29 protein-coding genes and 1 tRNA gene are annotated in these 24,295 nt (G+C 60.5%); 19 read left to right on the forward strand and 11 right to left on the reverse strand.

Going from position 1 to position 24,295, the window contains the following annotated elements:
* The first annotated feature begins 14 nt into the window (after positions 1–14).
* The gene (locus HPQ64_RS12455) at positions 15–398 is read left to right on the forward strand and encodes a hypothetical protein (RefSeq protein ID WP_172888828.1); all 384 of its coding nucleotides are present in this window, start codon (positions 15–17) and stop codon (positions 396–398) included.
* 10 nt (positions 399–408) lie between these two features.
* Here the strand turns inward: HPQ64_RS12455 and HPQ64_RS12460 are convergent, their stop codons facing one another.
* Positions 409–702, reverse strand: coding sequence for a hypothetical protein (locus HPQ64_RS12460; protein ID WP_172888829.1), 294 nt, complete (start codon positions 700–702; stop codon positions 409–411).
* A 541-nt stretch (positions 703–1,243) separates the two neighbouring features.
* The gene (locus HPQ64_RS12465) at positions 1,244–1,588 is read right to left on the reverse strand and encodes a hypothetical protein (RefSeq protein WP_172888830.1); all 345 of its coding nucleotides are present in this window, start codon (positions 1,586–1,588) and stop codon (positions 1,244–1,246) included.
* Positions 1,589–1,915: 327 nt separating this feature from the next.
* On the opposite strand from HPQ64_RS12465, the gene HPQ64_RS12470 reads away from it, so the two are divergent.
* Positions 1,916–2,221 (forward strand): ETC complex I subunit, encoded by a 306-nt coding sequence (locus HPQ64_RS12470; protein ID WP_172888831.1) that lies wholly within the window; start codon positions 1,916–1,918, stop codon positions 2,219–2,221.
* A gap of 64 nt (positions 2,222–2,285) precedes the next feature.
* Positions 2,286–2,362: transfer RNA gene (locus HPQ64_RS12475), tRNA-Arg, on the forward strand.
* A gap of 212 nt (positions 2,363–2,574) precedes the next feature.
* Here HPQ64_RS12475 and HPQ64_RS12480 read toward each other — a convergent pair.
* On the reverse strand, positions 2,575–3,369 hold the full coding sequence (locus tag HPQ64_RS12480; protein WP_172888832.1) for a hypothetical protein: 795 nt from the start codon (positions 3,367–3,369) through the stop codon (positions 2,575–2,577).
* A 176-nt stretch (positions 3,370–3,545) separates the two neighbouring features.
* Between HPQ64_RS12480 and HPQ64_RS20635 the strand changes: the two genes are divergently transcribed.
* On the forward strand, positions 3,546–3,674 hold the full coding sequence (locus HPQ64_RS20635; RefSeq protein WP_281358293.1) for a hypothetical protein: 129 nt from the start codon (positions 3,546–3,548) through the stop codon (positions 3,672–3,674).
* Between the two features lie 110 nt (positions 3,675–3,784).
* Positions 3,785–4,000 (forward strand): dodecin, encoded by a 216-nt coding sequence (locus tag HPQ64_RS12485; RefSeq protein WP_172888833.1) that lies wholly within the window; start codon positions 3,785–3,787, stop codon positions 3,998–4,000.
* On the opposite strand, the gene HPQ64_RS20805 is transcribed toward HPQ64_RS12485, so the two are convergent.
* The gene (locus HPQ64_RS20805; protein WP_172888834.1) at positions 3,952–4,362 is read right to left on the reverse strand and encodes an HNH endonuclease; all 411 of its coding nucleotides are present in this window, start codon (positions 4,360–4,362) and stop codon (positions 3,952–3,954) included. The genes HPQ64_RS12485 and HPQ64_RS20805 overlap by 49 nt on opposite strands.
* Positions 4,363–4,968: 606 nt before the next feature.
* Between HPQ64_RS20805 and HPQ64_RS12495 the strand changes: the two genes are divergently transcribed.
* Entirely contained in the window at positions 4,969–5,361 is a 393-nt protein-coding gene (locus tag HPQ64_RS12495) for a thermonuclease family protein (protein ID WP_484496825.1), read from the forward strand.
* A gap of 165 nt (positions 5,362–5,526) precedes the next feature.
* Positions 5,527–5,718, forward strand: coding sequence for a hypothetical protein (locus tag HPQ64_RS12500; RefSeq protein ID WP_172888836.1), 192 nt, complete (start codon positions 5,527–5,529; stop codon positions 5,716–5,718).
* Positions 5,719–5,739: 21 nt separating this feature from the next.
* On the opposite strand, the gene HPQ64_RS12505 is transcribed toward HPQ64_RS12500, so the two are convergent.
* From HPQ64_RS12505 to HPQ64_RS12525, 5 genes are read right to left on the reverse strand one after another with little or no spacing between them, the layout of a single operon-like run.
* Positions 5,740–6,231 (reverse strand): prepilin peptidase, encoded by a 492-nt coding sequence (locus HPQ64_RS12505; protein ID WP_172888837.1) that lies wholly within the window; start codon positions 6,229–6,231, stop codon positions 5,740–5,742.
* A 10-nt stretch (positions 6,232–6,241) separates the two neighbouring features.
* On the reverse strand, positions 6,242–6,754 hold the full coding sequence (locus HPQ64_RS12510; protein WP_172888838.1) for a tetratricopeptide repeat protein: 513 nt from the start codon (positions 6,752–6,754) through the stop codon (positions 6,242–6,244).
* A 40-nt stretch (positions 6,755–6,794) separates the two neighbouring features.
* Positions 6,795–7,766 (reverse strand): type II secretion system F family protein, encoded by a 972-nt coding sequence (locus tag HPQ64_RS12515; protein ID WP_172888839.1) that lies wholly within the window; start codon positions 7,764–7,766, stop codon positions 6,795–6,797.
* An 11-nt stretch (positions 7,767–7,777) separates the two neighbouring features.
* On the reverse strand, positions 7,778–8,746 hold the full coding sequence (locus HPQ64_RS12520; protein ID WP_172888840.1) for a type II secretion system F family protein: 969 nt from the start codon (positions 8,744–8,746) through the stop codon (positions 7,778–7,780).
* A 4-nt stretch (positions 8,747–8,750) separates the two neighbouring features.
* Positions 8,751–10,151: a TadA family conjugal transfer-associated ATPase gene (locus HPQ64_RS12525; protein ID WP_172888841.1), complete on the reverse strand. Its 1,401-nt coding sequence runs from the start codon at positions 10,149–10,151 to the stop codon at positions 8,751–8,753.
* 481 nt (positions 10,152–10,632) lie between these two features.
* On the opposite strand from HPQ64_RS12525, the gene HPQ64_RS12530 reads away from it, so the two are divergent.
* The 9 genes from HPQ64_RS12530 (at position 10,633) to HPQ64_RS12570 (ending at position 18,376) form a co-directional block, all read left to right on the forward strand.
* On the forward strand, positions 10,633–10,806 hold the full coding sequence (locus HPQ64_RS12530) for a Flp family type IVb pilin (protein ID WP_246270700.1): 174 nt from the start codon (positions 10,633–10,635) through the stop codon (positions 10,804–10,806).
* A gap of 192 nt (positions 10,807–10,998) precedes the next feature.
* Positions 10,999–11,859 (forward strand): Flp pilus assembly protein CpaB, encoded by an 861-nt coding sequence (cpaB, locus tag HPQ64_RS12535; protein ID WP_172888842.1) that lies wholly within the window; start codon positions 10,999–11,001, stop codon positions 11,857–11,859.
* Between the two features lie 326 nt (positions 11,860–12,185).
* Entirely contained in the window at positions 12,186–13,625 is a 1,440-nt protein-coding gene (locus tag HPQ64_RS12540; RefSeq protein ID WP_246270701.1) for a type II and III secretion system protein family protein, read from the forward strand.
* A gap of 7 nt (positions 13,626–13,632) precedes the next feature.
* Positions 13,633–13,932, forward strand: a complete 300-nt coding sequence (locus HPQ64_RS12545) for a hypothetical protein (RefSeq protein WP_172888843.1) — start codon at positions 13,633–13,635, stop codon at positions 13,930–13,932.
* Between the two features lie 27 nt (positions 13,933–13,959).
* On the forward strand, positions 13,960–15,435 hold the full coding sequence (locus HPQ64_RS12550) for a TadE/TadG family type IV pilus assembly protein (protein WP_172888844.1): 1,476 nt from the start codon (positions 13,960–13,962) through the stop codon (positions 15,433–15,435).
* A gap of 5 nt (positions 15,436–15,440) precedes the next feature.
* Complete coding sequence (locus HPQ64_RS12555) at positions 15,441–15,962, forward strand: TadE/TadG family type IV pilus assembly protein (RefSeq protein ID WP_172888845.1); 522 nt, start codon at positions 15,441–15,443, stop codon at positions 15,960–15,962.
* Positions 15,956–16,591, forward strand: coding sequence for a TadE/TadG family type IV pilus assembly protein (locus tag HPQ64_RS12560; protein ID WP_172888846.1), 636 nt, complete (start codon positions 15,956–15,958; stop codon positions 16,589–16,591). The genes HPQ64_RS12555 and HPQ64_RS12560 overlap by 7 nt, the downstream gene beginning before the upstream one ends.
* Positions 16,592–16,613: 22 nt before the next feature.
* Entirely contained in the window at positions 16,614–17,780 is a 1,167-nt protein-coding gene (locus tag HPQ64_RS12565; protein WP_172888847.1) for a CpaE/TadZ family protein, read from the forward strand.
* Between the two features lie 5 nt (positions 17,781–17,785).
* A complete protein-coding gene (locus HPQ64_RS12570; protein WP_425483827.1) occupies positions 17,786–18,376 on the forward strand; it encodes a L,D-transpeptidase in 591 nt (196 codons plus the stop codon).
* 165 nt (positions 18,377–18,541) lie between these two features.
* On the opposite strand, the gene HPQ64_RS12575 is transcribed toward HPQ64_RS12570, so the two are convergent.
* A complete protein-coding gene (locus tag HPQ64_RS12575) occupies positions 18,542–19,231 on the reverse strand; it encodes an outer membrane beta-barrel protein (protein ID WP_172888848.1) in 690 nt (229 codons plus the stop codon).
* A 135-nt stretch (positions 19,232–19,366) separates the two neighbouring features.
* On the opposite strand from HPQ64_RS12575, the gene HPQ64_RS12580 reads away from it, so the two are divergent.
* Entirely contained in the window at positions 19,367–19,972 is a 606-nt protein-coding gene (locus HPQ64_RS12580) for a hypothetical protein (RefSeq protein ID WP_172888849.1), read from the forward strand.
* Here the strand turns inward: HPQ64_RS12580 and HPQ64_RS12585 are convergent.
* On the reverse strand, positions 19,957–22,017 hold the full coding sequence (locus tag HPQ64_RS12585; RefSeq protein ID WP_172888850.1) for a transglycosylase domain-containing protein: 2,061 nt from the start codon (positions 22,015–22,017) through the stop codon (positions 19,957–19,959). The two genes, HPQ64_RS12580 and HPQ64_RS12585, sit on opposite strands and share 16 nt — an antisense overlap.
* 320 nt (positions 22,018–22,337) lie before the next feature.
* Here HPQ64_RS12585 and HPQ64_RS12590 point away from each other — a divergent pair, with 320 nt between their 5' ends.
* Together HPQ64_RS12590 and HPQ64_RS12595 are read left to right on the forward strand one after the other, a co-directional pair.
* Positions 22,338–23,513 (forward strand): M24 family metallopeptidase, encoded by a 1,176-nt coding sequence (locus tag HPQ64_RS12590; RefSeq protein WP_172888851.1) that lies wholly within the window; start codon positions 22,338–22,340, stop codon positions 23,511–23,513.
* 14 nt (positions 23,514–23,527) lie between these two features.
* Positions 23,528–24,280: a maleate cis-trans isomerase family protein gene (locus HPQ64_RS12595; RefSeq protein ID WP_172888852.1), complete on the forward strand. Its 753-nt coding sequence runs from the start codon at positions 23,528–23,530 to the stop codon at positions 24,278–24,280.
* Positions 24,281–24,295 lie beyond the last annotated feature (15 nt).

Raw genomic sequence — 24,295 nt, forward strand, 5'->3', positions numbered from 1 at the left:
AGGAAAGCCTTGTCATGAAATTCATCGAACTGAAAAAACTGGGCACCGACCTTGAAACCCTCAACCGACGCCTGCAGGCGGGCGAAATCACGCAAGGCGAAGCCGAAGCGGAACTTGCTAGGAATGGCGCGCCCGCCGACTACCGCGTGCTGATCGGCGCGATCGTCAACCGCGTCGATCCGCAAAAGGGGATCGACTACGGCCAGATGAAACGCCGCTTCCGCATCGCCGACGCGCTGGAGGCGGCGGAGGGCGGCGTTCTGGCGCTGGAAGACGAAGACCACCGTCTGCTCGCCGATCTCGCGCAGATGCACCCCTGGGGCATCGTCGACCGCAACCTTGCGCAACTGGTGGAAGATATCCGCAACGCGGCTGGCGAGGCCGCGGTTCCACGGTAGGGCCCGGTTTCTAACGGGAGCCGGTGAACAGATCGTGGCGGCAGGCTTCGAGCGTTGCCTGAAGAATGCGCAGGCCGAGCCTCAGGCCTTCCGCCTCGACATCCATCGGTATTCCTTCCGTCACGGTTCCCTTGGCGCGCGTCATGAGGGTGTGGCAGAGCTGCTCGAACCAGATGCGCGCGTCTTCGCCATGCGCCTGCGCGCCTTCTTCGATCGCCTTGCGCAACGCGGGCTGCAGGACGGTGACGATCGCCGCCCAATGCTGGGGCGTCATGTCCTGGGGAAATTCGATATGCCAGTTCATGGAATTTGGAAGGCCGTTGATGGAGAAGATGAAAGTTGCGGCCCGATCGCGCCGCAATCGAAAGCACGAATTCAGTTTGTATCACTAGGGTCAGGACCTATTAAATTGACGGAAATGGTATGAGCCGATTTGGTTGGGTACGAGGAGCAAGAACGCAGGAAACCGTCCGGTTTTCAAGGTTTTGCGACAAGGTAGCCGGCCAAATCGGCCATATCTTCCAGACACCGAAACGGCTTCGACCTGCCTTGTCGAAGCGCCTGACCGGGTGGTCAACCCGCCCCGCGCACTTCTCCTGCATCTCTCTGCCGTTTCAGGTGCCATTTCCGTCAATTTAACAGGCCCCGACCCTAATCCTAGCGGATTCGCACGGACGATTGGCCGGGTCCGGAAGATTTATTCGCAAGGCCATCCATAGTTTGGCGAAATCCGGTGCGAGTTTTTTGAGAAACTGCCGCACGGCCAAAATTTCGATGCCGGCCCGGCCTTGAACCGGACCGGACACGCCAGTGCCGAAATTACGCCGAAAGCGGAGGATGCCTACTTATTTGTAGAGCCTTCCGCCGCTTGAAGTCTGATACTGGCCTGCATTCTTCGAGAAAGTGATGCACTTCTCCTTGCCCTTGCGTAGCTTCTTGTAACTGCTACAGAATTGGTCACCTTTGTACCACCATCTCCCGGTGTCTTTGGCAATACCCTTGACATTAGTGGTCACGCTTATCGTGCCATCCGCTTTATAGGTAATCGTACCGCCGTATTTGCCCTCTTGCCATTTCCAGTTCGAGCCGACAATTTCCGATTTGAATGCCGCTTCTGTAATGGTTTCGGCGAGAGCTGCTGTATTTAAAATCCCAAATGGGATCACAAAGATAACTGCTGCAAATCGCATGCTATCCTCCTAAAATAGTACAATAATATTATAATATAGTTTGGGGTATTTGATAAAATACGCTCCAAACTCTGATAAATATAACAATGAACTGGACAATAAGAAATGCATTATTAAAAATAATTGTGGCTTTATTTGTAAAAAATAGATGGCTGCGCTTGGAGGTCGTAATGATTGAGGCCTTCCTCGTAATTGAGTGTGCGGAGAATGCGGCCGGCACGGACGCACGCCATTGACAGGGCGGATTTGCGGAGAAATAAACAAACCGGCGAGCGCCTCATCGCGGGCGCCCGTGTTTTCGGATGATTTGACGGGATCAAACGCAAGATGGTTGCACGGATCTACCGCCCGGCGAAGACGGCCATGCAGTCCGGCAAGGGCAAGACGCATCAATGGGTGCTCGATTTCGAGCCGGAACAGCCGCGCTCCATCGAACCGCTGATGGGCTATACGTCCTCCTCGGACATGAAGCAGCAGATCCGCCTTCGTTTCGAGACGAAGGACGAGGCGATCTCCTATGCCAAGCGAAACGGAATTCCCTTCCGCGTGGAAGAGGCGCAAGACCGCCGGATCCCGAAGATCGCCTATTCGGACAATTTCAAATACGACCGCTACATGCCCTGGACGCACTGAGCGTCCGCTCCGGCGCATGCCGCGCGACAGCGCCGGACGCACGCGTTTTCGCACCGCGCAAAACGGCCCCGTAGCTCAGTTGGATAGAGCACCGGCCTTCTAAGCCGATGGTCGCAGGTTCGAATCCTGCCGGGGTCGCCAATTTTTTCAAGAACTTATCGCGCAACTTGCGTGCCGATTACGAGGCGCCGCCCACGGCCTGGCTTTCGGCGAGGTAATGACGGTGCAGTATTGCGTCCACATGCTTCGGGGAATGACCGAAGCGATGCGATGTACCCCGTTTGCGTGCGTGACCGAAGGCGGCCCGAACGACGGGCGAAAAGCTCAGAATCAAAGTTGGGTTGCGTGTCCCTTTATTCCGGTTTTGTGATCGTATAGGGCCACTTCAGATAGAACTCGAAAATCCGTTTGGCGCTAAGAAAGCCGATCTGCTTTCCATCGGCCTTCCAGTTTAAAAACGAATGGCCGCTGAACACCTTGTCAGCGTAGAGCAGGAAGCGCCTGTCGTACTCACGCAAGCCGACCTTCCAGACGGGGCGACGAACGACCTTCGTTCGGAAAATGCGCCGCCTCTTTTTGAAGAGATCGGCCTCCATCTTGATCGCATTTCTGTTGACAGGAGACAGATAGCGCCCTCGTTTCAGAAGCAGTAAACGTTCTTCAGCGTCGCGGCGATAGTGAAACGCATCTTCATCGTCGTTATCTGTAAATGTTTCCAGCCGGTGCTCCCAAAATTTCTTGTAGGCCGTATCGAGGCGGCGAAGATGCTCGCGACGGGGGACGATTTCACCGGCTTCGAGGTCACCATCAGCATTCGCGAGGACGGCACCGTCTTCACCAAGCCATGACACCACCTTGCCTGTGATGCGCTTAAAAAAAGGCGCTCGGCGTGCGTATGCTGCCCGGTTTGCCGAGCGGCGCTTGAGCGCGGCCACTTGCTCCGGCGTCAACGGTTGAACCGGAGCTGCCGGTGCAATGACTGTCTGTGCCGAGGAATCTCTGCCTTTTGGCGGAATGTATGGTGCAGGCGGCGTATACGGCTGATGGCACTGGGCGCCGAGCGAACTGTGGAAGTTGTATCCCACGCCGGTAGCCTGCCCTACAATAAAATCCCCAAGGCCGCCGTCGTCGGTATACTGAGTACCCATGACAACTGCTCCAATATTTTAATTGGGATAACTCGAATTCTACCAGAATTACGCTGAACTGTCGCCTTGCGATGGTCGAGGGCAAGCGGTTGATATTCAACTGCGGCTTTGCTTGCCGTGGGCCATTGCCCGATCTGCGAAGCGCCCATCATTGAAGGGATGGGGAGGATTTCGCTATGCGTATGATCGTCCTGGCAGCGATGTTGATATTGGCGGCGTGCCAGACCATGCAGGCCACGCCATCCATCTTGCAGCCAATCGCCCCGGCGACAGACGGAAACGGGAATGGCGGTGGCGGTTATTGATCGCGGACCGCATACCGTCTCCACGCGTGTGGCGGGAGCTACGAGGGGCGATCGACCAGGCATCCATGTCTGGCTAGCATGATCGCCCGGGCTTGAAGAGGAGCGATGAAATGTCGGATCATGTCTACAAGCTGGTCGATCTGGTCGGAACGTCCCCCAGCAGCATCGAAGAGGCCATCAACAACGCGATCTCCAGGGCGAATGAAACGATCCGCAACCTTCGCTGGTACGAGGTCGTTCAGATCCGCGGCCATGTGGAAGGCGGCAAGACGGACCACTACCAGGTGGTGTTGAAGGCTGCATTCACGCTGGAGCCTGGCGGCTGAGCGGGGCGAGCTTTTTCAGAGAGGCCTGAAACCCATCTATGCCATTTGCCGGCCGCGAGCCTTCTTCTGGCTTTCAAGGCATATGAGCCCGGCTCCATCGGAGTTTTGGCCTTATGCCGTGTGGCGTTGCAGAACAGGCAAGCGGCGACGATGTTGGAAGCCTGATCCTTGCCGCCGTCGCTTCTCGGGTGGAGATGCTCCGCGGTGCATCGGAAGAAGTCGGCAGACTGTCTTGACAATTCGTGCGTTCGGACGAAGGCATCGAAGCTGCCGGGCTCCCACATGGGCGAGCGGCAGTAAAAGCATCTGCCATTTTGGGCTTTGAATTTCTTTTTGCGGATCGACTGTATCTTCTTGCACATATTGCACACTCACTTCGAAAGGTTCGGCGGAAACGAAAGCCCGTTTCCTCGCCCGTTTGTTCGAAGTGGATGCGCAGCGGTACCTATCACCGCTCCTCGGTTGGGAGCTAAACTCGCGCAAGACGGCGTCAATAATAACGCCACTCCACAGTCCCTTGACGGTAGGCCGCCGCAATAAGTCGACCCTTACAGAAGCCGCAACCGGCCTCCAAGCGATTGATGAGCAATCGCTTCCGCAATGTCAGAATAATCAAGAATCTATAAAAATAAAATAGCTTATGAAGTGAGCGCATTGATTTGTGTAATTCTACATAATTTAACAATGGAGATCAGTTTCAGTATCAATTTACTCTACGGAATATGCGTAGAGATAAATTGCCGCCCAACGTCTATCGGTTCGAGCGCCGGAGCCAGAGAGCGGGCCGGCGCACCAGAAAGCGCAATGCCGCCAGGCGCAGGCCCAAGGGGCCGCCGCCGTGGCTTCCTCTCGCCGCCCTGGTGGCATTCGGCGCCATTGCCGTCGTCCTGTTCGACGAAGGTTTCCGCTCGTGGACATTCACCCAATCCGGCGCGGCCGGGCCGGCGCTTGAGGGCCGGGCATCCGTCATCGACGGAGATACGATCGAGATCCGTGGCGAGCGTGTCCGCTTCAACGGCATCGACGCGCCCGAGTCCCGCCAATTGTGCCGGGATGGGGGAGGGCGCGCCTACCGCTGCGGAGCGGTGGCCGCGAACGCTCTGGCGCGCTTTCTGTCCGCGTCTAGTCCGACCCGCTGCAACTACGTCAACCGCGACCGTTATGGCCGTTTCGTGGGAGATTGTTACAGGGCGGACGGGCGGAGCGTGGCGTCATGGCTGGTGCGCAGCGGCCACGCGCTGGACTGGCCGCGCTATAGCGGAGGAAAATATGCACGCCAAGAGCGGGCCGCAAAGGCGGAGCGCGCCGGCATCTGGCAAGGGACGTTCGAGCGGCCGTGGGAATGGCGGCGAAGAAACTGACGCAGGGCGGGCGCAGGCGGGGGAACGTGCTTCCGGTCGAGCAGTTTTCTCGCTAAGGTGACTATCTCGTGAGCATTTTTATTATATATTAACCATGCAATTGCATCCTGGATGCCTTAGTGGAAGCGGATTTTCACACAATTTCGAGGCGATTGGAGCTAGTCGATGAAATATGTGATCTGTTCCATCATCGCCGGCCAGATACTCACGACGCCGGAACTCGGCCTCCTTTTCGTTCTGTGGGTGCTTGCTTTCCTCTATTTGATTGCCGCCGTTTCCAACATGCGTGCGGATTTTGGGCGCGCCGGTAAACTCTCCCTACTCGAAGCGCGGATTTCGACCGAAGCTCGACGTTAGAGCGATTTCCATAAAAGCAAGCTAGAAGACGGTATTCGCGGCAAGAGCCACCGCGGAGGCAACGGCTATCGGCACGCCGTAAGGAACCTTGCGCATTTCTATCAGTTCGGAAAGGCGGGTGCCCATGGGGCCGAGCGAAACGAGAGAAACGCTGACAAACGGCAGCCAATAATAAAGCGCGGCGAAGAGCAGCGCGCAGCCCAAAAGCGCAAGAGCGAAAATCAGCGCCGACTGAAATCCGCAGATCAACCCGCCAACGGCCAGGAACTTCACGTCGCCGGCGCCGAGCTTTCCCGCCAGCCACAGGGGAAAGGACATCAGGAAGAAAATGGCGCCCATGCCAAGGTGAGGGAGCGCCTGCGCATAATCGGCGGCAAGCCAGATGGCGAGAATCCCCAGAAGGATCAGGATGTCGTTGTTCCTGATCTTCAATGTGGTGAAATCGCTCCACAAGATGCGCGCCAGCCACACGCAGGCGGCCAGCGCCGAAAGAATGCGCAAGGTCTCAAGCAAGAGAAAACCTCTATGAGCGCTTGGGATGGGAGACGCTGTCCCTCAACATCGCGATGTTGTTGGCGATGGTCGAATTGGCCGGATCCTTCTCGTAAGCCTTGAGGAAATACCGGCGCGCCTTCACGAGATCGCCGCGCAGGAGATAGGAATAACCGCGATTGTTGAGATAAATCGCCGTGTCGCCGATGTATTTGCCGGCTTCCTTGTAGGCCCGGTCGGCAAGGTCGAAACGGCGGATACGGTCATAAGAGGCGGCAAGGCCGAGCCAAGCTTCCGCGTCGTTGGGAACGACTTCCACCGCGCGCTGGAAATAGTGCTGGGCGTTACCGTAATTGCGTTCCTCGAACTCGACCTTGGCAACCGTGAGGACCTGATCGTCGGGATAATATTTCGGAGGAGGCGCGGGCAGGATACCGCTTGTCGAATCGCCGAACGAGGACAAGGCGAAATCGCCTTCTCCCGCGCAGGCGCCGAGCAGTAACGCGAGTGCCGCTGCACCTTGTTTCCAATGGCGTGAAAGCATTCGAAAGGTCCCCCTACTCATACCCAACAGGCTGCCCCGGTTAAAATATTATCCCGCTTAAGCGGATGAACACCGGCGCGAGTATCATTACGAGAATGACTGGAAATATGCAGAATCCAAGAGGGAACACCATCTTGACCGGCAGCGCATTGGCCTTTTCCTCTGCGGCTGTGATCCGTTTGTCACGCATTTCGGCGGAATAGACACGCAGCGCGTTGGTCAGGCTGGTGCCGAGTTCCTCCGACTGGGCGAAGAGCACGGCGAGCGCGCGCGCTTCTTCGATGTTGATGCGCCGCGCGAGATTGTGCAGCGCCTCGCGCATGGGCCGTCCGGCGCGCATCTCGAGCGTCATGATCTTCAGATGCAGGCCGAGCGAGCTGCTCGTGGAAGCCATTTCCTCGGCCACTTCCTCGATGGCGGCCTCAAGGCTGAGGCCCGCGTCGGCGCAGACAACCATCAGGTCCATGAAATCCGGAAAGGCGCGGCGATAGCTTTGCTCCTGTTTGCGGCCCATCCGGTCGAGGATGAAATTGGGCAGCATCAGAAATAGCAGCGAGTAGACGAAGCAAAGCACGAACAGAAGTTCTATCGGAAAGCCGGGCGCGAATATTCTGCCGATGATGAACGCGACCGCAAACGAGCCGAGCCACAACGCCACGCGAATGACGTAAAAACCGTAGATCGCGTTGCGGCCATAATAACCGGCGCGGTGAAGGCGGGCGCGAATGGAGTTCTTGTCTTCCTCGTTCTCCACGGACTCGAAATAGGCCTGTAGCGGCAAAAGCGCTTTCGTTCGCTCGCCTTCCTGTTCGGCGAGAAGGGAGCGCGAGGTCAGGCTTTTCTTCAAAAGCTCCTGACGCACGCGCCGACGCGTTTCGAGCCGCGGCAGGATAAGGAACGCGAGAAACAGAAAAAGGGTGATCGCGGCAAGAAACGCCAGGACAAGCACCAGCCACTCGCTCTCGAGGCCGGCGAGGAAGGAGGTCAGGCGTGCAATTAACCTGTCGATCATGACCTTGTCCGTCAGAAGTCGAAATTCACCATGCGGTACATGATGACGTCACCGACCGCCATCAGCATGAGCATGCCCACGATCAGGGGCGTGACCATCCAGTGATCCCAGACGTCGCCATAGAAAGAGGGAGAGAGGATGTTGACGACCAGAAAGAGGCCGAAGGGGAAAATCGACAGCGCGATCGCCGAAAGCCGCCCTTCGGCAGAAATGGCCTTCACCCTGCGCCGCAGCTTGAAACGGTCCCTGATGACCTTTGACAAATTGCCCAGGATCTCTGCCAGGTTGCCGCCCGTGCGCGACTGGATCGACATGGAGACGACGATCAGGCGCAGATCGTCCAGCCCGACCCGCTCCAGCATGTTGCGCATGGCCGTGGCAAGGTCCATGCCGTAGGTCATTTCATCCGCCGCAATACCGAATTCCGTGCCGACGGGATCGGGAAGCTCACGCCCAGCAAGGGCGAGGGAGACCGGCGTCGGGTGACCGGCGCGCAGGCTGCGCACGATAATATCGACGGCGTCGGGGAGCTGTTCGGCGAAGCGGCTTTTGCGCCTGGCGCGCAGGCGCATGAGGATAAGGGCTGGAAAGACCGTCATCAGCACGGAGGCGGTGATGAGACCGAGCGCAAGCGAGAAGGTGACGAGATAGACGATCACGCCAGCCGTCATCCCGAGCACGATGAAAATTCCCATGAAGCTGGTGAATTCGCCCTGCATGCCGGACTGAAGGAACAGACGGTTGAGCGCGATCCAGGGCAGGCGATAGTCGCCCTCAGCGGTCAGGCCCCGCTCCTGGCGAAGGCGCTGCAGCGTGTTTTCGACCGTTTCGCCCTTCTCATGGTACTTAAGCCGACGGTTGACGGTGCCGTACAAGGAGCGGCGGCGGCTCAGCGCCACATATACCGCTTCCGCCAAGAGGATCACCGCCGCGGCGATCAGGAAGTAGATCAGATATGTGAGGGTCGTCTGGTTGAACATGGCGCTACAATGGTTTCGAGGGGTCGAGAACCTCCCTGGAGATGCGGAAGCCGAGGGCGGCGACCTCATCAAGGAAACGCGGGCGAACGCCGGTCGCGCGGAATTCGCCGATGATCTTGCCGTCGGCGTCGACCTCTTTCTTGATGAAGCGGAAGATCTCCTGCATCTGAACGACATCGCCTTCCATGCCGGTGATTTCGCCGATGCTGATGACGCGCCGCCCGCCGTCGGAAAGACGCTGGGTCTGAACGACGAGATGAATGGCTGAGGCGATCTGGCCGCGAATGGAGCTTTGGTCCATCGGCATGCCGGCCATGCCGACCATCTGCTCCAGACGCGAAAGCGCATCGCGCGGCGAGTTGGCGTGGATCGTCGTCATGGACCCTTCGTGACCCGTGTTCATGGCCTGAAGCATGTCGAACGCCTCTTCGCCGCGCACCTCGCCGACGATGATGCGGTCCGGGCGCATGCGAAGCGCGTTCTTGACAAGCTCGCGCTGGCGGATTTCGCCCCGGCCTTCCACATTGGGCGGGCGGGTTTCAAGTCGGCCGACATGGGGCTGCTGCAACTGCAGTTCGGCCGCATCCTCGATGGTGATGAGCCGCTCCTTCGGGGAAATGTAATTCGACAGCGCGTTCAGGAGCGTCGTCTTGCCCGAACCCGTGCCGCCGGAAATGAGCATGGAGACGCGGCCGCCCACGGCAGCCGTCAGAAGCTCGATCATCGCCGGACGTATGCTGCCGAAATCGACAAGCTTTTCGAGCGAGTATGGCCGGCGGGAGAACTTGCGGATCGACACCAGCGGCCCGTCGACGGAAATGGGCCGGATGGCGGCGTTGACGCGCGAACCGTCCTGCAGGCGGGCATCGACCATGGGCGAGCTTTCATCCACGCGCCGGCCGATCGCCGCCACGATCTTGTTGATGACGCGCAGGAGATGCGCCTCGTCCTTGAAGCGGATCGGCGTGAGTTCGAGCTGGCCGAAACGCTCCACATAGACCGAGCGGTGCGTGTTGATGAGAATGTCGCTGACCGTGTCATCCTTCAAGAGCGGCTCGATGGGGCCGAGGCCCAGCATTTCATCCGCGACATCGGAGACGAGATCTTCCAGCTCGCGCGCGTTGATCGCGAAAGCACGCTCGCGCACATAATCACGGGCGAGGGGCAGAATTTCCCGGGCAAGAGCTTCGCGGTCCGCCTTGTCCAGGGCGCCGAGGTTGATCTTGTCGATCAGATGGCGGTGAAGTTCGACCTTGGTGACGAGGAAACGGTCGCTTTCGCGAAGTTCCGCCTTGGCCGGCGCGTCGACGACGGGGGCGGCGGGAACAGCGGGTTGCCCGGCGGGAGCAAGCTTCGGTTCCTGCCTCGGGCTGTTTTCCTTTGCGCGACTGAAGCGACCCAACATCTCTTTCTACTCCGGCAGCCAAGCTGTGGTTGCGAACGATTCCGCAAGGTACGGCAAAGTTTTTAAGATAAAATGAGTCCAGAAATTTCGCGTTTTACTTGTATGACTATTGTGAGGCGAATCGAGGCCGCGTAAAGGGCTTGGTTGCACTTTTTCTCACCCGACATTTACGGTGGAGCAGGGGAGCCTGCTGGTTCCGAAGTGAAAATAATCGCGCAACATCAATGTGTTGCCCATATGCCCCCGCAAAAATGACGGTACCTTTCGGGAAGCGTTAATGATTCCGTATGGTTAACGTCAGTTTCTCAAAAAACATACTAAATGGAAGGTTCGATGACTATAGCCGCTATGCAACAGTTTAACCATATTTTAATCAATTCGAACTTTGCCTTTGACTCATCGTTTAAGAAAAATTTAATATTTGTTTCAGGGCAACCATTCCGGGAATTGCGTAAGGTTGTCTCGTTACGTGGAGGTAAGTATGCGTAAGATTTTGAATATCGCTGACCGGTTCCGCGAGGAAGAAGACGGTGCGGCCCTTATCGAATACACGGTGCTTCTCGGCATCCTGCTTGTCGCGGTGATCGTGACCATCGGCCTTGTCGGTACGTGGATCAGCGGCCAGTGGACGGCGCTCAACGCTGCGCTGCCGTAAGTCGTCAAGACGTGCTGCGAAACGCGGGTGAGACAACGAAAAGACCTAGCGTTTCGAACAAAAACGACCGCGCCGCGGCGCGGTCGTTCCCTTCTTTGATTGCGACAGGGGGCAGCCGCGCCGTGACTACGGCGCGCTGAGAAAAACCACCGTCGAAATTTGCGCCACTGCGCACGCCGAGGGAGGCATGTAATGCGTGGAAACTCTCTCCTGATGCTCGGGCTCGCGGTCGTCTTCGGCCTCGGCGCCGTCATCGTTACCAAATACTGGCTCGATACGCAGCGCTCCCAGGTAGTGCCGCGCGCGGAAGCTACACTGTCCCCGACCGACACGGTTCTCGTCGCGGCGACGCCAATGCGCTTCGGCGACAAAATCCAGCCGGAAAACCTGAAGCGTATTCCCTGGCCCTCGGGCGTGACGCCGTCTGGCGCGTTTACCGACGAAGACGCGCTTTTGGCAGACGGAGAGCGCTATGTCATCACCGCCATCGAGGCGAACGAACCGATCCTTGAATGGAAGATCACGGGTGCCGGCCAGCGCGCGACCCTTTCGGCCATCGTCGAGGAGGGCAAGAAGGCCGTGACCATCCGCGTCAACGACGTGCTGGGGGTTGCCGGCTTCGTACTGCCCGGAGACCGTGTGGACATTCTGCTGACCCGCGAGGACAAGCGCGCGGATGATGACGCCCGAAAGGCCTTTACAGACGTTCTCCTGCAGAACGTGAAGGTTCTCGCCACCGACCAGCAGGCGGACGACCGCCGCGACGACCCGCTTGTCGCCAAGGCGGTGACGCTGGAGGTGGACACCGAACAGGCGCAGAAGCTGACCCTTGCCGCCAACATCGGCCAATTGTCGCTGGCGCTTCGCAATGTCGTATCCGCCCAGGGAGAGGTGACCCGGCGGGTCACAGTCGGCGACCTGAGCCTTGGCAACGAGGTCGACCCCGATTCGACCGAACTTGAGGCGGACACAAGCCCGAGGCCTGTATTTGCGACTGTGGGCGTAACGCGGAGTTTGAAGCGCTCCGAGTATCATGTTCGCAAGGAAAAATAGGTAATTTCATCAAGGCGTGCGGCTATTCAAGCCGCCGCCGATGTTGCGATAGCGCAACATCGGCTTTCGATTACAGCCAGACATCGAATTTTGACTCGGCGTGACGCTCTGTATCATGCATGTATACCGCTACGCGATTAATACAAAATTAACGATAAAATTTAAACGCGAGTTAAATTCAGTCGGTAACCATAGCGGCTATGTCGTTACGGAAACCTGGATTGCGGGCCGGAATCGCCCGCTCGCGCCGAAGCGTTGCGAAGGGGCTTGAAGTGAGTGTGTGGCGTCGATTCAAAGTAACTGGAAGGTTGCCGGCGGCCCTTGCGATGGCCGCCATGCTGATCGGCCTTCCGCTTGGCCAGGCGTTCGCCCAGGGGCTGGTCACTTCCGTACAGAATGTCAGCAGCAAGGTGCGCATTCCCGCGGGCCAGTCCGTCACGATCGAGACCGATCAGGAAGTTGGCGAGCTTTTGGTGGGTGACGACGAGGTGGCCGACGTGCTGCCGATCACCAATCGCTCGCTCTATATCCTCGGCAAGAAGATCGGCCGCACGAACGTTTCCGTATTCGATCCGGAGCGCCGGCTGGTCGGTGTCATCGACATCGAGGTGGGCGTCGATATCTCCGACCTCAGCAGCGCGATCCGCCAGACGGCGCCGCGCGCGAAGGTGACTGTGCAGACCGTGAACGGGCGCCTGCGCCTGGGCGGCACCGTGGCCGACGGGCTGGAGCTGCAAAAGGTCCTGGAACTCGCGAGCCAGTACACCGACGAGCCGGTGATCAACGCGATCAGCGTGACCAACGCCCAGCAAGTGCTTCTGGAAGTGCGCTTCATCGAGGCGCGGCGCGACGCGGGCCGCGAACTCGGCACAAGCTGGTTCATCCGCAACCGCTCCGACGGGCTGGGCCTGCGCACCGGCAACTTCGGCGGACCGGCGCTCGGCGGCATCGACAATGGCGGCTCGGTCACCTCGCTCAGCGTCATCGGCAGCCTTTTGCAAAGCGGCAACGCGCCCTTCGGCACGCTCGTCTCGCGCGTGCTCGACGAGGGCGTCATCGCAGACGTTCTCGTTCAGGCGCTTGAGGAAAAGGGCCTTGCCCGCAGCCTGGCGGAGCCGAACCTGACAGCCCTTTCAGGCGAGACGGCAAGCTTCCTGGCAGGCGGCGAGGTGCCCATCCCCGTTGCGCAGAACGACAACACGATCACCATCGAGTACAAGAAATTCGGCGTTCTGCTGAATTTCACGCCGATCGTGCTTGACGGCGGGCGCATCAACCTGAGGCTCGCCCCGGAAGTCAGCCAGGCCGACTTCACGAACACGATCCAGTCCGACACGCTGGGCATCGAGATCCCGACCTTCGTTACCCGCAACGCGGAAACGACGGTGGAACTGAACGACGGCCAGAGCTTCGCCATCGCCGGGCTTCTGCAATCCGTCAACGCCCGCAACCAGGACCAGATCCCCTGGCTCGGCCAGCTTCCCGTTCTCGGCGCGCTGTTCCGCTCCTCCTCGTTCCAGAAGTCGGAGACGGACCTCGTCATCATCATCACGCCGCATCTGGTGCGCCCGGCCAAGCCCGGCGAGCCGCTGAAATCGCCCCTCGATTCCACCAAACCGTCGAACGATCCGGAGTTCTTCCTGCTCGGCGCGCTGGAAGTGGACGACAAGACGCTGCGCGGGTTTTCCGAAGGAGCCGGCGTGACCGGGCCGTTTGGCCACATCATCGAACTGCCGGCTGGGGAATACAATGGCTACAAGAAGTAGTGGATGCATGCGCGCCGGCCGGTTGATCGCCGTTGTTGCGGGGTTAGCTGCGCTTGGCGGATGTGCGGACCTTCTGGACCACCGCGACACCATTACCCAGCACGGCGGCGATGCGCAGCGCTTCAACATCGCGGTGCAGACCATCGACCCGTGGCCGCCGGCCTCCCGGCGCAACGTGACCGGGGGAAGCGGCAAGCGCATTGAGAAGGTGACGGACCGCTATACCAATCCGCCCGACCCGTCCGCAGGCGGCGGTCAGCCGGTGGTGAACGTCAACGTTCAGGGGCAGGGGACCGGATCGAATTAGGCCGCCGCCCCGCGTGGAGCCTTGAATATGCTCAAGAGATTTGCCAAGTCGGAAGATGCAAGCGCTCTTGTCTATGTGACCGTACTATTGCCGGCCCTGATCGGCTTCGCCCTGCTCGCCGTCGACAGCTCGCGCGTCTACAACCTGCATTTCGACCTGCAGCAGGGGGCGGATTCCTTCGCGCTTGCCGCCGCCGCCGAACTGGACGGCACGAGCGATGCGATCATCCGCGCGAACCGGGCGATCGACAATCTCGTCACCAACCAGCATCACCTTTCGGACGCGGGCGCGGTGACGTTCGACAGGCTCAGAGACCTGTCGGTGCGCTATCTTTCGGACCTGCCGGCCAGCGACGACTTACCCATTCTCGGAAGCATGGTCACCACGGACCCGGCGCTGGCGCGCTTCGTGGAGGTGACGGTAAACCCGACGGCGATCACCTCGATCTTCCCGGCGACGTTTCTGGGTGCGGCCTCGAACACCCATAACCCCAGCGCAAGCGCCGTGGCGGGCTTCGGCTCCGCCGTGTGCCAGTTCACCCCGCTTTATATCTGCAACCCTTATGAAGGCACCGGAACGACGCTGGAACAGGTGGTCAACACCCGCAGCCTGCGCCGGCGCATGATCCAGCTTCGCAAGAACGGCGGCAGCGGGGCGCAGAATTTCCCCGGAAACTACGGCTTCCTGCAGCCCTATGACGGGCGCGGCGCGAACGCGCTGAAGGAATCCATCGCCCGCGTCAACCCGAACGCCTGCTTTTCGGCGAACGGCGTGGAACTGCGCACGGGCTTCATTGATTCCGTTCGCCACGCGCTCAACGTGCGCTTCGATATCTACGAGGGTTCCTTCAGCGGCAAAAAGAGCGATTCCTCCTATCGGCCGGCGCGCAACGTGCGCAAGGGCTACGACACCAGCAAGAACACCTGCAAACCGGACCTGGGCACGGATCCGACGCAATATCGCTCGCTTCCGTTAGACAATTGCTTCACCACCGGCACTTGCCAGACGCTCGGTGGCGGCAGCGGCGGCCGGCTGGGCGACGGCGACTACGACCTGACAGGTTATTGGAACGTAAACCACTCCGGGCGCCCGTTTCCCGCCGGATCCGGCTGGGCGGACACCTCCGCTTCGCGCCCGACGCGCTACGAAGTCTACAAGGCGGAGCTGGAAGACAACACGCTGATCCAGGACGCTTCGCCCGGCGGGGAAACGGGTGCTGCCCAATGCTACGCTGACCCCGGCGGCCTGAGCGACGATCCCGACAGGCGGCTGATCTACGGCGCGATCCTCAACTGCAACGAACTGGAGGCGAATTACGGGCCGATCACCGGCGGTTCCGCACCGCCGCTTCCGGTGGAGCGCTTTGCCAGCTTCTTTCTCGTCACGCCGCTGCCGACAGGACCGGAGGACGATATCTTCATAGAGCTCGTCGACATCGACAGCGCGCAAGGCCTCGGCACGTTGCAGAATATCCGGCGCGACGACGTGCAGCTTTACCGGTGACCGGCATGAGATACTTCCGCCGCCGCCCGCCGAGAAGGCTTTTCCCCGCAAGAGCGCGCCGCTTTCGCCACTTCTTCTCGCGCGAGGACGGCGCTGTCCTGCTCGAGACGACGATCATGCTGCCGCTGCTGCTGACCCTTTGCGCAGGCGTCTTCGAGTTCGGATCGCTCTTTTACCAGCGCATGCTGGTGGAAACGGGCGTGCGCGACGCGGGGCGTTACATGTCGCGCTGCACGCTCGCCGGATGTTCGGAGGCGGTGGCGCGGAACATCGCCGTTTTCGGCAACCCGGGCGGCGGGGCAACGCCAAGGGTCGACGGCTGGACGACCGGGGACGTGACCTTTACCTATATCCAGACGACGAACAATGACGGCGCGGGAAACCGTCTCTACCGCGGGGGCGGGCAGATCGTCACCGTCAGAGTGACCTCCACGGTGGCGCTCAGCAGCACCGGGCTTCTCGACTATCTAGGCCTTTCGCCCTGGGAGGTGACAGCCACCCACGAGCAGCGAGTGGTGGGATGGTGAGGCGACGGCTCGAAGGCTTCCAAAGCCAAGAGGACGGGGCGGCCTTCGTTGAGATGGCGATCGTCATCACACTGCTTCTTATCGTAACGCTCGGGTTCGTCGATTTCGGCTATGCGCTCTACCAGTGGAACCAGGCGTCCAAGGCAGTGCAGGTGGGCGCGAGGCTGGCGGTGGTTTCCGATCCGGTCGCCAGCAACATGGGCACGGTGGTTGCCGGGATCAACGCCGGCATCATTCCGGGCGAGCCGAGTGCCGCCTACAGTTTTGTCTGCGACGGCGGGACATCGAGCTGCACCAACGCCACCTACAGCGCCGCGGCCATGACACGTATCGTCGCCGGCGGCGACGGGGCGTGCGGCCCGCGCGCTCCAGGGGATCCAAGGCCGCTTGGCATGTGCGACGTCTATAGCGCCATCCAGCCGCAGAACGTGAGGGTGAGCTACACCTATAGCGGGCTTGGCTACGCGGGCAGGCCCAACGGGCCGGTGCCGACCGTGCAGGTGAGCCTGCAGAACCTGACTTTCGATTTCTTCTTCCTGGGCGGGCTGCTGGGTTTCGGCCAGATCAACCTTCCCCCGATGACCGGAACGGCGACGGGCGAAGACCTTTCGTCAACTTTCACCAATTGACAAGAGGCCGGTGCCAAAGCGCATGACCAGCGAACGTACGATCCTTGCGGTTTCCGACGATCCGTCGTTTTCCGAAACGGCCCTGTCCGCGCTTGCGGCGCGCCCGTCCTACCGTGTGCGAACCTCTTCGCCGAGCGACTTCGCCAAGCTTTCGACGCAGGATATCCACGGCATCGCCGATCTCGTCGTCGTGAGCATCGACGGCGGCGAATGGCTCGGCCAGCCGGAATTCACCGAAGGGCTCAGGCGGCTGGAGATCCCGTTCATCGTCGTTTCCGGCGAGTTGAGCGCGGATGGCCTTCGCCGCGTCGTCCAGCTCAATGCCGCCGACTGGCTGCAGGAACCGGTAGATCCCTCGCAGCTCATGGAAGCGGTCAGCGCCCAACTGGGCGGCCAGAACGCCCGCAAATCCCGCGTCGCGTCGTTTCTTCCAGCGGTGGGCGGGGCCGGGGCCACGTCTCTTTCCATCATGGCGGCGGCATCCGTGGCCAAACGGTCAAAGGCCGACGAGGCGGAGGTGTGCCTCGTCGATCTCTCCTTCGGCCGGGCGGCGGCAGGAAACTACCTGGACCTGACCAACCAGGAATTCGACGCCATGGAACTCGCCCACCATCCCGAGCGTATCGACCTCGAATTGCTCGACATCGTGAAGCGTGAGCATCCGCTCGGTTTCGCCGTGCTCTCCTTTCACTGTCCCGAACTCGACTGGTCGCCGGAGGCATCGGAGTTCATCTATCGCCTGCTCGACAATGTCGCGTTCCGCTATCCCTACACGATCATCGACCTGCCCTCGCACCACACGGCCTGGCGGGCGTCGGTGGTCAAGGCGTGCGATGTGGTCGCGATGGTGACAGAGGCCAATGTGCCCGGACTTCGCTATTGCAGGGGTCTGCGCAACGAACTTATCGAGGCGGGGGCAGATCCCGCGAGGATCGAGGTCATCGTCAACAAATTTCACGGCGGCCTGCTGTCGCGCGGGCTTTCGAAAGACGAGATCAGGAAGGTGTTCGCGAACGCGGAGATCGTATTCCTGCCGGAAGACGGGAAGACGGCGTCGGAAGCCATGAACCGGGGCCTGCCCTGGCAGGAGGTGAACGGCCGCTCGGCGACGGCGAAGGCGCTTGACGCCTGGCTCGGGCAGCATCTGTTCGAGCGCAAGAAACGAAGCTTCTGGGGAGGACGCTCATGAATACCATGCGAAGGACCGCCAGGGACCGCCACGCGCGGCGAACCTTTTCCGTGTGTTCCGTCTGCGCGGCGGCGATGCTGATTTCCCTTTTTGGCGCGCAACGCGTGAGCGCCGGGGACCCCTTCGCGGTTCCCAAGACACTGGGCCCGCAAAGCCGCCAGGAAGTCGCCTATTCCGAAGCGGCGAGCGCGGGGACGATCGTCGTCGATACGCAGGCGCGCGTGCTTTACCTCGTCACCCGCAAGGGAACGGCGCTGAAATACGACATCGGCGTCGGGCGCGAGGGTTTCGGCTGGAGCGGAACGACGAGAGTGGGCGCCAAGCGCGAGTGGCCGGACTGGCGTCCGCCCTCCGACATGCGGGCGCGAAACCCTTCGCTGCCGGAATTCGTACCGGCGGGGCCGCATAATCCGCTCGGCGCGCGTGCGATCTACCTCTACCAGGGAGGACGCGACACGCTCTACCGTATCCACGGAACGAACGACAATGGCGCCGTCGGGCAGGCCGTGACGTCCGGCTGTTTCCGGCTGAGCAACCGCGATGTGATAGATCTCTACGAACGGGTGAACGTCGGTGCGACGGTGATTGTGCGATAGCGGGCGGGACAGCGTGCTTTCGACGCGAATAGTCGACACACAATCAATATCTTCAGCATGTTCTCCTTGCGAAATCCGACACTGAGATTTCGCGAGATATGCTTCGGGTGCCGCCTCTGTCGCAGGCGCTCCCCAACATTGCGTTGACGGAGGGCGGCAAGCCGTTCAGAAACGGTAGCGGAACGTCGCGCGGACGGTGTGTCCCGAAATCTCCTGCTCGACGCTCTGGCCCGTGGCGGCGATGCCATAGGTTTTTTCGCCGAGGTTGAAATAGAGATATTCGATGCCGATGGCATCCCGTGTGGTCAAAAGATATTCAACCCCGCCGCCGAGGGCATATCCAAAGCGCCATTCCTCGTCCTTGACAGTCGTAAAAGGCGCGGGCCCGGGAGGACCGGCGTAAAGTTCGGTCTCCACCTGGCCGGCGGCAAGACCGACCGTCGCAAAGGTCATGAAACGCTGGTAGCGATAGCCAATGCGTCCGCGCAGCGTTGAAAACCAGTTCAGCTTGCTGTGCATTATGAGCTGGGGCGCAAGGATGGACGGATCGACCACCGGCCCACGATCGTCCCAAGTGTTGATCTCCACATCGGCGAGCACGCCGAAAACGACCCTGCTGAATTCGCGGTCGTATCCCACGGAAAGCCCGCCGGAAAATTCGGTCGCGCCGGAATCATTGCTCGGCGGGGCGAGAAGCTCGGTCCAGGCGGCGCCCAGATGCGCGCCCCAGTAAAATCCGTCCCACGCGTAGACGGGCTTGCTTATGATGAACGGATTGGCCGAAGCGGTTCTTTGCGGAACGCAAAACAGAAGAAGCAGGCATACGCAAAAACTTAAAAATACACGCACGCTCACACACCCTTCAGTCCGAAGACTCGCTGCTTCCGGTCTGTTTTCCGACGATCTCTTCTTTTATCTCAACTTGCAGGTATCGAGAATGCATCCTGCGCATTAATTCGCGATTAATGCGTTTTTGCCACACTCTATTGCATGAGAAAAATCGAACGTTGCGCCTCGATATTCCCGGCAGTCGTCTTTTTCTGGCTGGCAATGTTGCTTGGTTCGTCGATGCTTCTGGGAGACTTTCCGTCGAGTTCGACGCTCTGGGCAATCCAGCTGGAATTGCGGCCGGAGTTTCGCGGGCTTTTCTACGGTCTTGAGACGGATCTCGGGCTGAGTGGCGCCAGGCTTTTGTTTGCGTTCGCCTGCGCGGGCGCTTTCTCGCTTCTCGCGGCGGTATCACGAAATCGGGTTGGGCTGTTCCTGAGCGCGCATGGCGCGGTTATCACCCTTGGCGTTGCAGCCTATTCGGGGGAACCGGTGGCGGATTATGCCCTCTATTCCCTGACCGGCGGCCCGGCTGCGACCGTGTTCGCCCTGCCGGTGCTCATCGCCTGCGCTTCGGTGCATCGCAAGTTCCTGAATGAAATTCGCGAGATACGGGCGGAGCGTCAATCGAGGCAGGCAATCGCCCAACTCAGGCGTATGGCCCAGGATATGCGCGACGCGATCGCCACACCTGACGAGAGTGATATGGCCGGTTATTCCTCTCACGGTTCTTCCCAGGGAGCGGCCCCCCGTCAAGGGGTGGTGTAAGGCCGGGGAATGCCGGCATCGGAAAGGCCTTCCGGCGTTGGGTCCACGGTTTCTTCCACACCTTCCGTATCCGGATCGGCGGTTTCCTGCCAACCGAACAGGGCTTCCGCGCCGGGCGCGGTTTGCGCCGGATCATCCGGCAAAACGCCGCCGTCCGTCATCAGATCTACCACCACCGGCGTTTCGATCACCCTGAAGAACGAGCCTTCGCCGCTGGCGCCGGAAAGCCGGAAGGGCCCTTCATCCGCCGGGTTGTCCGCCAGAAGGCCATTTATCCGGGGCCATTCCTCTGCCTGCGCGAGGGGCAAGGCCTCGGTCATGAAATCATGCCAGATGCGGGCGGGAAGCGAACCGCCGGTCACGCGTTTCATGGGGCTGTTATCGTCGTTGCCGACCCATACGCCCACCACGAGATCGCCCGCGAAGCCGATAAACCAGGCATCCCGATAATCCTGGCTCGTACCGGTCTTGCCGTAGGCTGGAACCGAAAGCCGCGCCCGACCGCCTGTGCCCCGCTCCACGACGTCACGGAGGATTTCAACCAGCATTTCGCGATGGTGAAGCCTCCGCAGGGGCTGGGCGGGACGTTGCCGGTAGCTTCCGAAAGGCTTGAGCCCGGTCATGCCCGAAGCAACGCTTGCATAAGCGCCGGTCAATTCCAGCAGCGTAACACCGGATGTTCCGAGCGCAAGGCTGTCTACCTTGCGAAGCGGGCTTTCAATGCCGAGATCGCGCGCGGCACGCATGACCGCGTCAAGACCCACCGACCGCGCGATGCGAACCGCGATCGTGTTGATCGACTTCGCGAAAGCTTCGCGCAGAGTGATATAGCCGTAGGACTTTCGCGTGTAGTTGCGGGGCAGCCAGTCGTCGGATGTGCCTCGCTCGTCGAATGCGTATTCGTCCGGCAGGTAGCCCGCTCTGAAGGCGGCAAGATAAACCGGGAGCTTGAAAGCGGAACCGGGCTGACGCAGCGCCTGAAAGGCACGGTTGAACGCACTGGAGCGGCGGTCTCTGCCCCCGACCATGGCCAGGACCGGGCCGCTGGAATGCATGGCGACAAGGGCCGCTTGGCCTACGTTCAGCCGCTTTCCTTGGGACGCAAGGGCCTTTTCGATCACCTTGTCCGCGATATTCTGCAGCGGGCGGCTGAGCGTCGTTTCAAGGGCTATGTCGTCGTGACCTTCGTAATGGTGAGTGAGGGCGATCCAATGCGCGAACCACGCCCCCGTTTGCGTTTCGGCTTTGCCTTGGCGTAAGGCGATGGGCCGGGTGCGCGCCGCCTGCGCCGCTTCACGCGGCAGTTTGCCGTTCCTCACCATCGCCGCGATAACGAGGTCGGCACGCGCAAGCGCGTCTTCCGGATTTTGCAAGGGGTTCAGTCTGGTAGGCGCTTTCAGAAGGCCAACCAGCAATGCCGCTTCGCGGACGGTCAGGTCCTTTACGGGCTTGGCGAAGTAGAGATCCGCGGCGCCAGACAGACCGACGACGCCCGATCCGAAATAGGCGGAGTTCAAATACCGGAGGAGAATTCCCTCCTTGCTCAGGTTCGCCTCCATGCGAAGCGCAAGGATAAGTTCCTGCAGTTTTCTTTCGAAGGTGCGTTCCGGGCCGAGGTAGAGGTTCTTCGCAAGCTGCTGGGTGAGGGTGCTTCCGCCTTCAAGAATTTTCCCGGCTTCGAGATTTCGCCAGGCGGCGCGCAAGATGCCAAGCGGATCAATTCCGAAATGCGAATAAAAGCGCTTGTCTTCCATACTCACGAGCGCGTCGATAACGTGTTGCGGAAGGTTTTGCGCCGTTACGTCTTCCTTGCGATAAGGCCCGTAGGACGCGAAAGGCGCACCATCGGAAGCCAGCAGCGTCACGGTTGGATTGCGACGGACCGTATCGCGGAAGTCTGCCGGCAGATCCCATGCAATGAGGACGCAATAGGAAAGAACGGCAAGGCCAAGCGCCAGAAATGCGCTGAACAGCGTGCTGCCGATGGCTCTGGCCAAGGGGGGCCTACGCTTGCGGCCGAGGGCTTTCTTCACACGCAACGTCATTAGGTCGCCCGGATCATTCGGCTATCGGATTGGAGTGTTTTTTCGCAAACAATCGCTCGCCTCCAAGGCACCGACATTTCGTCACCGTTATGATAGTCATGTAAGTGCCGCTAGGATAGTTGCGCTCCTGGGCCGACGCCGACGATATATTGGCCGCTGGCGTTCCGGATGGAGCCGCTATCCGCTGTCCACCCTATCCATTATATCCATCTGAAATCCGTAGTCGGGCTGGCTGGAAACTTCCAGGTGCCCACAATCCACGCTTAAGGTGTTATCGATCGGACGGTTCATGACCGGCCAGTCGGTCGGGAGGCGACATTATGAGCGGCGAAACGCCCGAAAGAGGTTTTCCGGAAAGGGAATTTGAAAACCGTCTTGAGCGTGCTCAATTCGCTATGGCGGAAGCGGGTTTCAATGCCCTGCTTCTGACGAGCGAGCCGGAGGTGCGCTACTTCTCAGGCTTCCTCACGCAGTTCTGGCAAAGCCCGACACGGCCCTGGTTCCTCGTCGTGCCGGCACAAGGAAAACCGATAGCCGTGATTCCGGAAATCGGCGCGGCGCTCATGCGCAAGACGTGGCTCGACGACATCCGCACATGGGCCTCGCCGCATCCAACGGACGATGGCGTGACGCTGCTGAGGGAAGCCTTGCGCGAAGTGGCGGGCGAGGGCGTGATAGGCACGCCGATGGGCCGGGAAAGCCACCTGCGGATGCCGCTTAAGGACTTCAAGCGGCTGACGGATGCGCTCGGACGGGAAAGGTTCCGTGATGCGTCGCCGATGATCCGCAAGCTCAGGATGGTAAAATCCGAAGCCGAGATCACGAAGATTACGCATATCTGCGCCATCGCGTCTTCCACGTTCGAGGCAGGGGCGGAGCTTTTTCGCGAAGGGCAGCCGCTTTCCGACGCCTTCAGAGCGTTCAAGACGAAATGCCTGGAGTTTGGCGCGGATGACGTTCCTTATCTCGTCGGCGGCGCGGGGCTGGGCGGCTATGATGACGTGATCTCGCCACCGTCGGACGCGCCCCTTGCCCGGGGCGATGTGCTGATGCTGGACACGGGCGCGGTGTTCGACGGCTATTTCTGCGATTTCGACCGGAACTACGCTATCGGCGAGGCGGATGACGCCGCCAAACGGGCGCATGACATTCTCTTCCTGGCCGTTGAGGCAGGCATTGCCGCCGCACGGCCGGGTGCAACCTGCAGCGACCTATATAACGCCATGCGCGGCGTGATCGCGGAAGCGGGCGGGGCGGATGGCGATGTCGGGCGGCTTGGCCACGGGCTTGGAATGCAACTCACCGAATGGCCGTCGTTGACGGATTTCGACGAAACGGTGCTTGAGCCGGGAATGGTGCTGACGTTGGAACCCGCGACCCGAACGGTCGGAAGCCGTATCATGGTGCACGAGGAAAACATCGTCGTGCGCGACGACGGCGCGGAGCTACTGACGCGGCGCACGCCGCGAGAATTGCCGATGTTGACCGCTCCATAAACCGGGGAAAGCTTATGAAGCTTGGTTATGAGACCGACGACGGACTGGGCACTCGCGCCTCGCTTGGCCTCGTGGTGCTGCAGGCGGATGAGACGATCGAGGCCGAATTTCGCCGTTTCCTGGATATTGACGGCGTGTCGCTTGCCACCAGCCGGATCCCGAGCGGGCGGGACGTCACGCCCGATACGCTGAAACGGATGGAAGCCGAATTGCCGACGGCGGTCGACCTGCTGCCGCCAACGGTGCGCTTTGATGCGATCGGCTATGCCTGCACGTCCGGCGCGGCGGTGATCGGCGAAGCGAAGGTCGCCGACATTATCCGCCACGTGCGGCCGGGCACGGCGGTGAGCGACCCGGTGACGGCGGTGCGCGATGCCTGCTGGGCACTCGGCGTCAGGCGGCTCGGCTTCGTCACGCCCTATGTGGCGGAGGTTTCCGCCGCGATACGCGCGAAGCTGGAGGTGGATGGGGTGACGATTGCCGGTTTCGGCTCCTTCGAGCAAAGCGAGGAAGGTGTCGTGGCACGCATCAAGCCGCACTCGACGCTGCGGGCGATTGCCGCGGTCGCCGAGATAGAGCCCTGCGACGCGGTGTTCGTATCCTGCACGAACCTGCGCGTCGCCGGCATCCTGGAAGAGGCGGAGGCGCTGATCGGGCGTCCGGTGATTTCCTCCAACCAGGCGCTTGCCTGGCACATGCTGCGCAAGGCGGGAATTCCCGATACGCGGGAAGGCTTCGGCGAATTGTTCCGTCGGCGGCTTTCGTGAAGCCTGGCGAGGCCC

Origin of the sequence: Hongsoonwoonella zoysiae (genome assembly GCF_013266695.1) — a bacterium.
Lineage (GTDB): Bacteria > Pseudomonadota > Alphaproteobacteria > Rhizobiales > Stappiaceae > Hongsoonwoonella > Hongsoonwoonella zoysiae.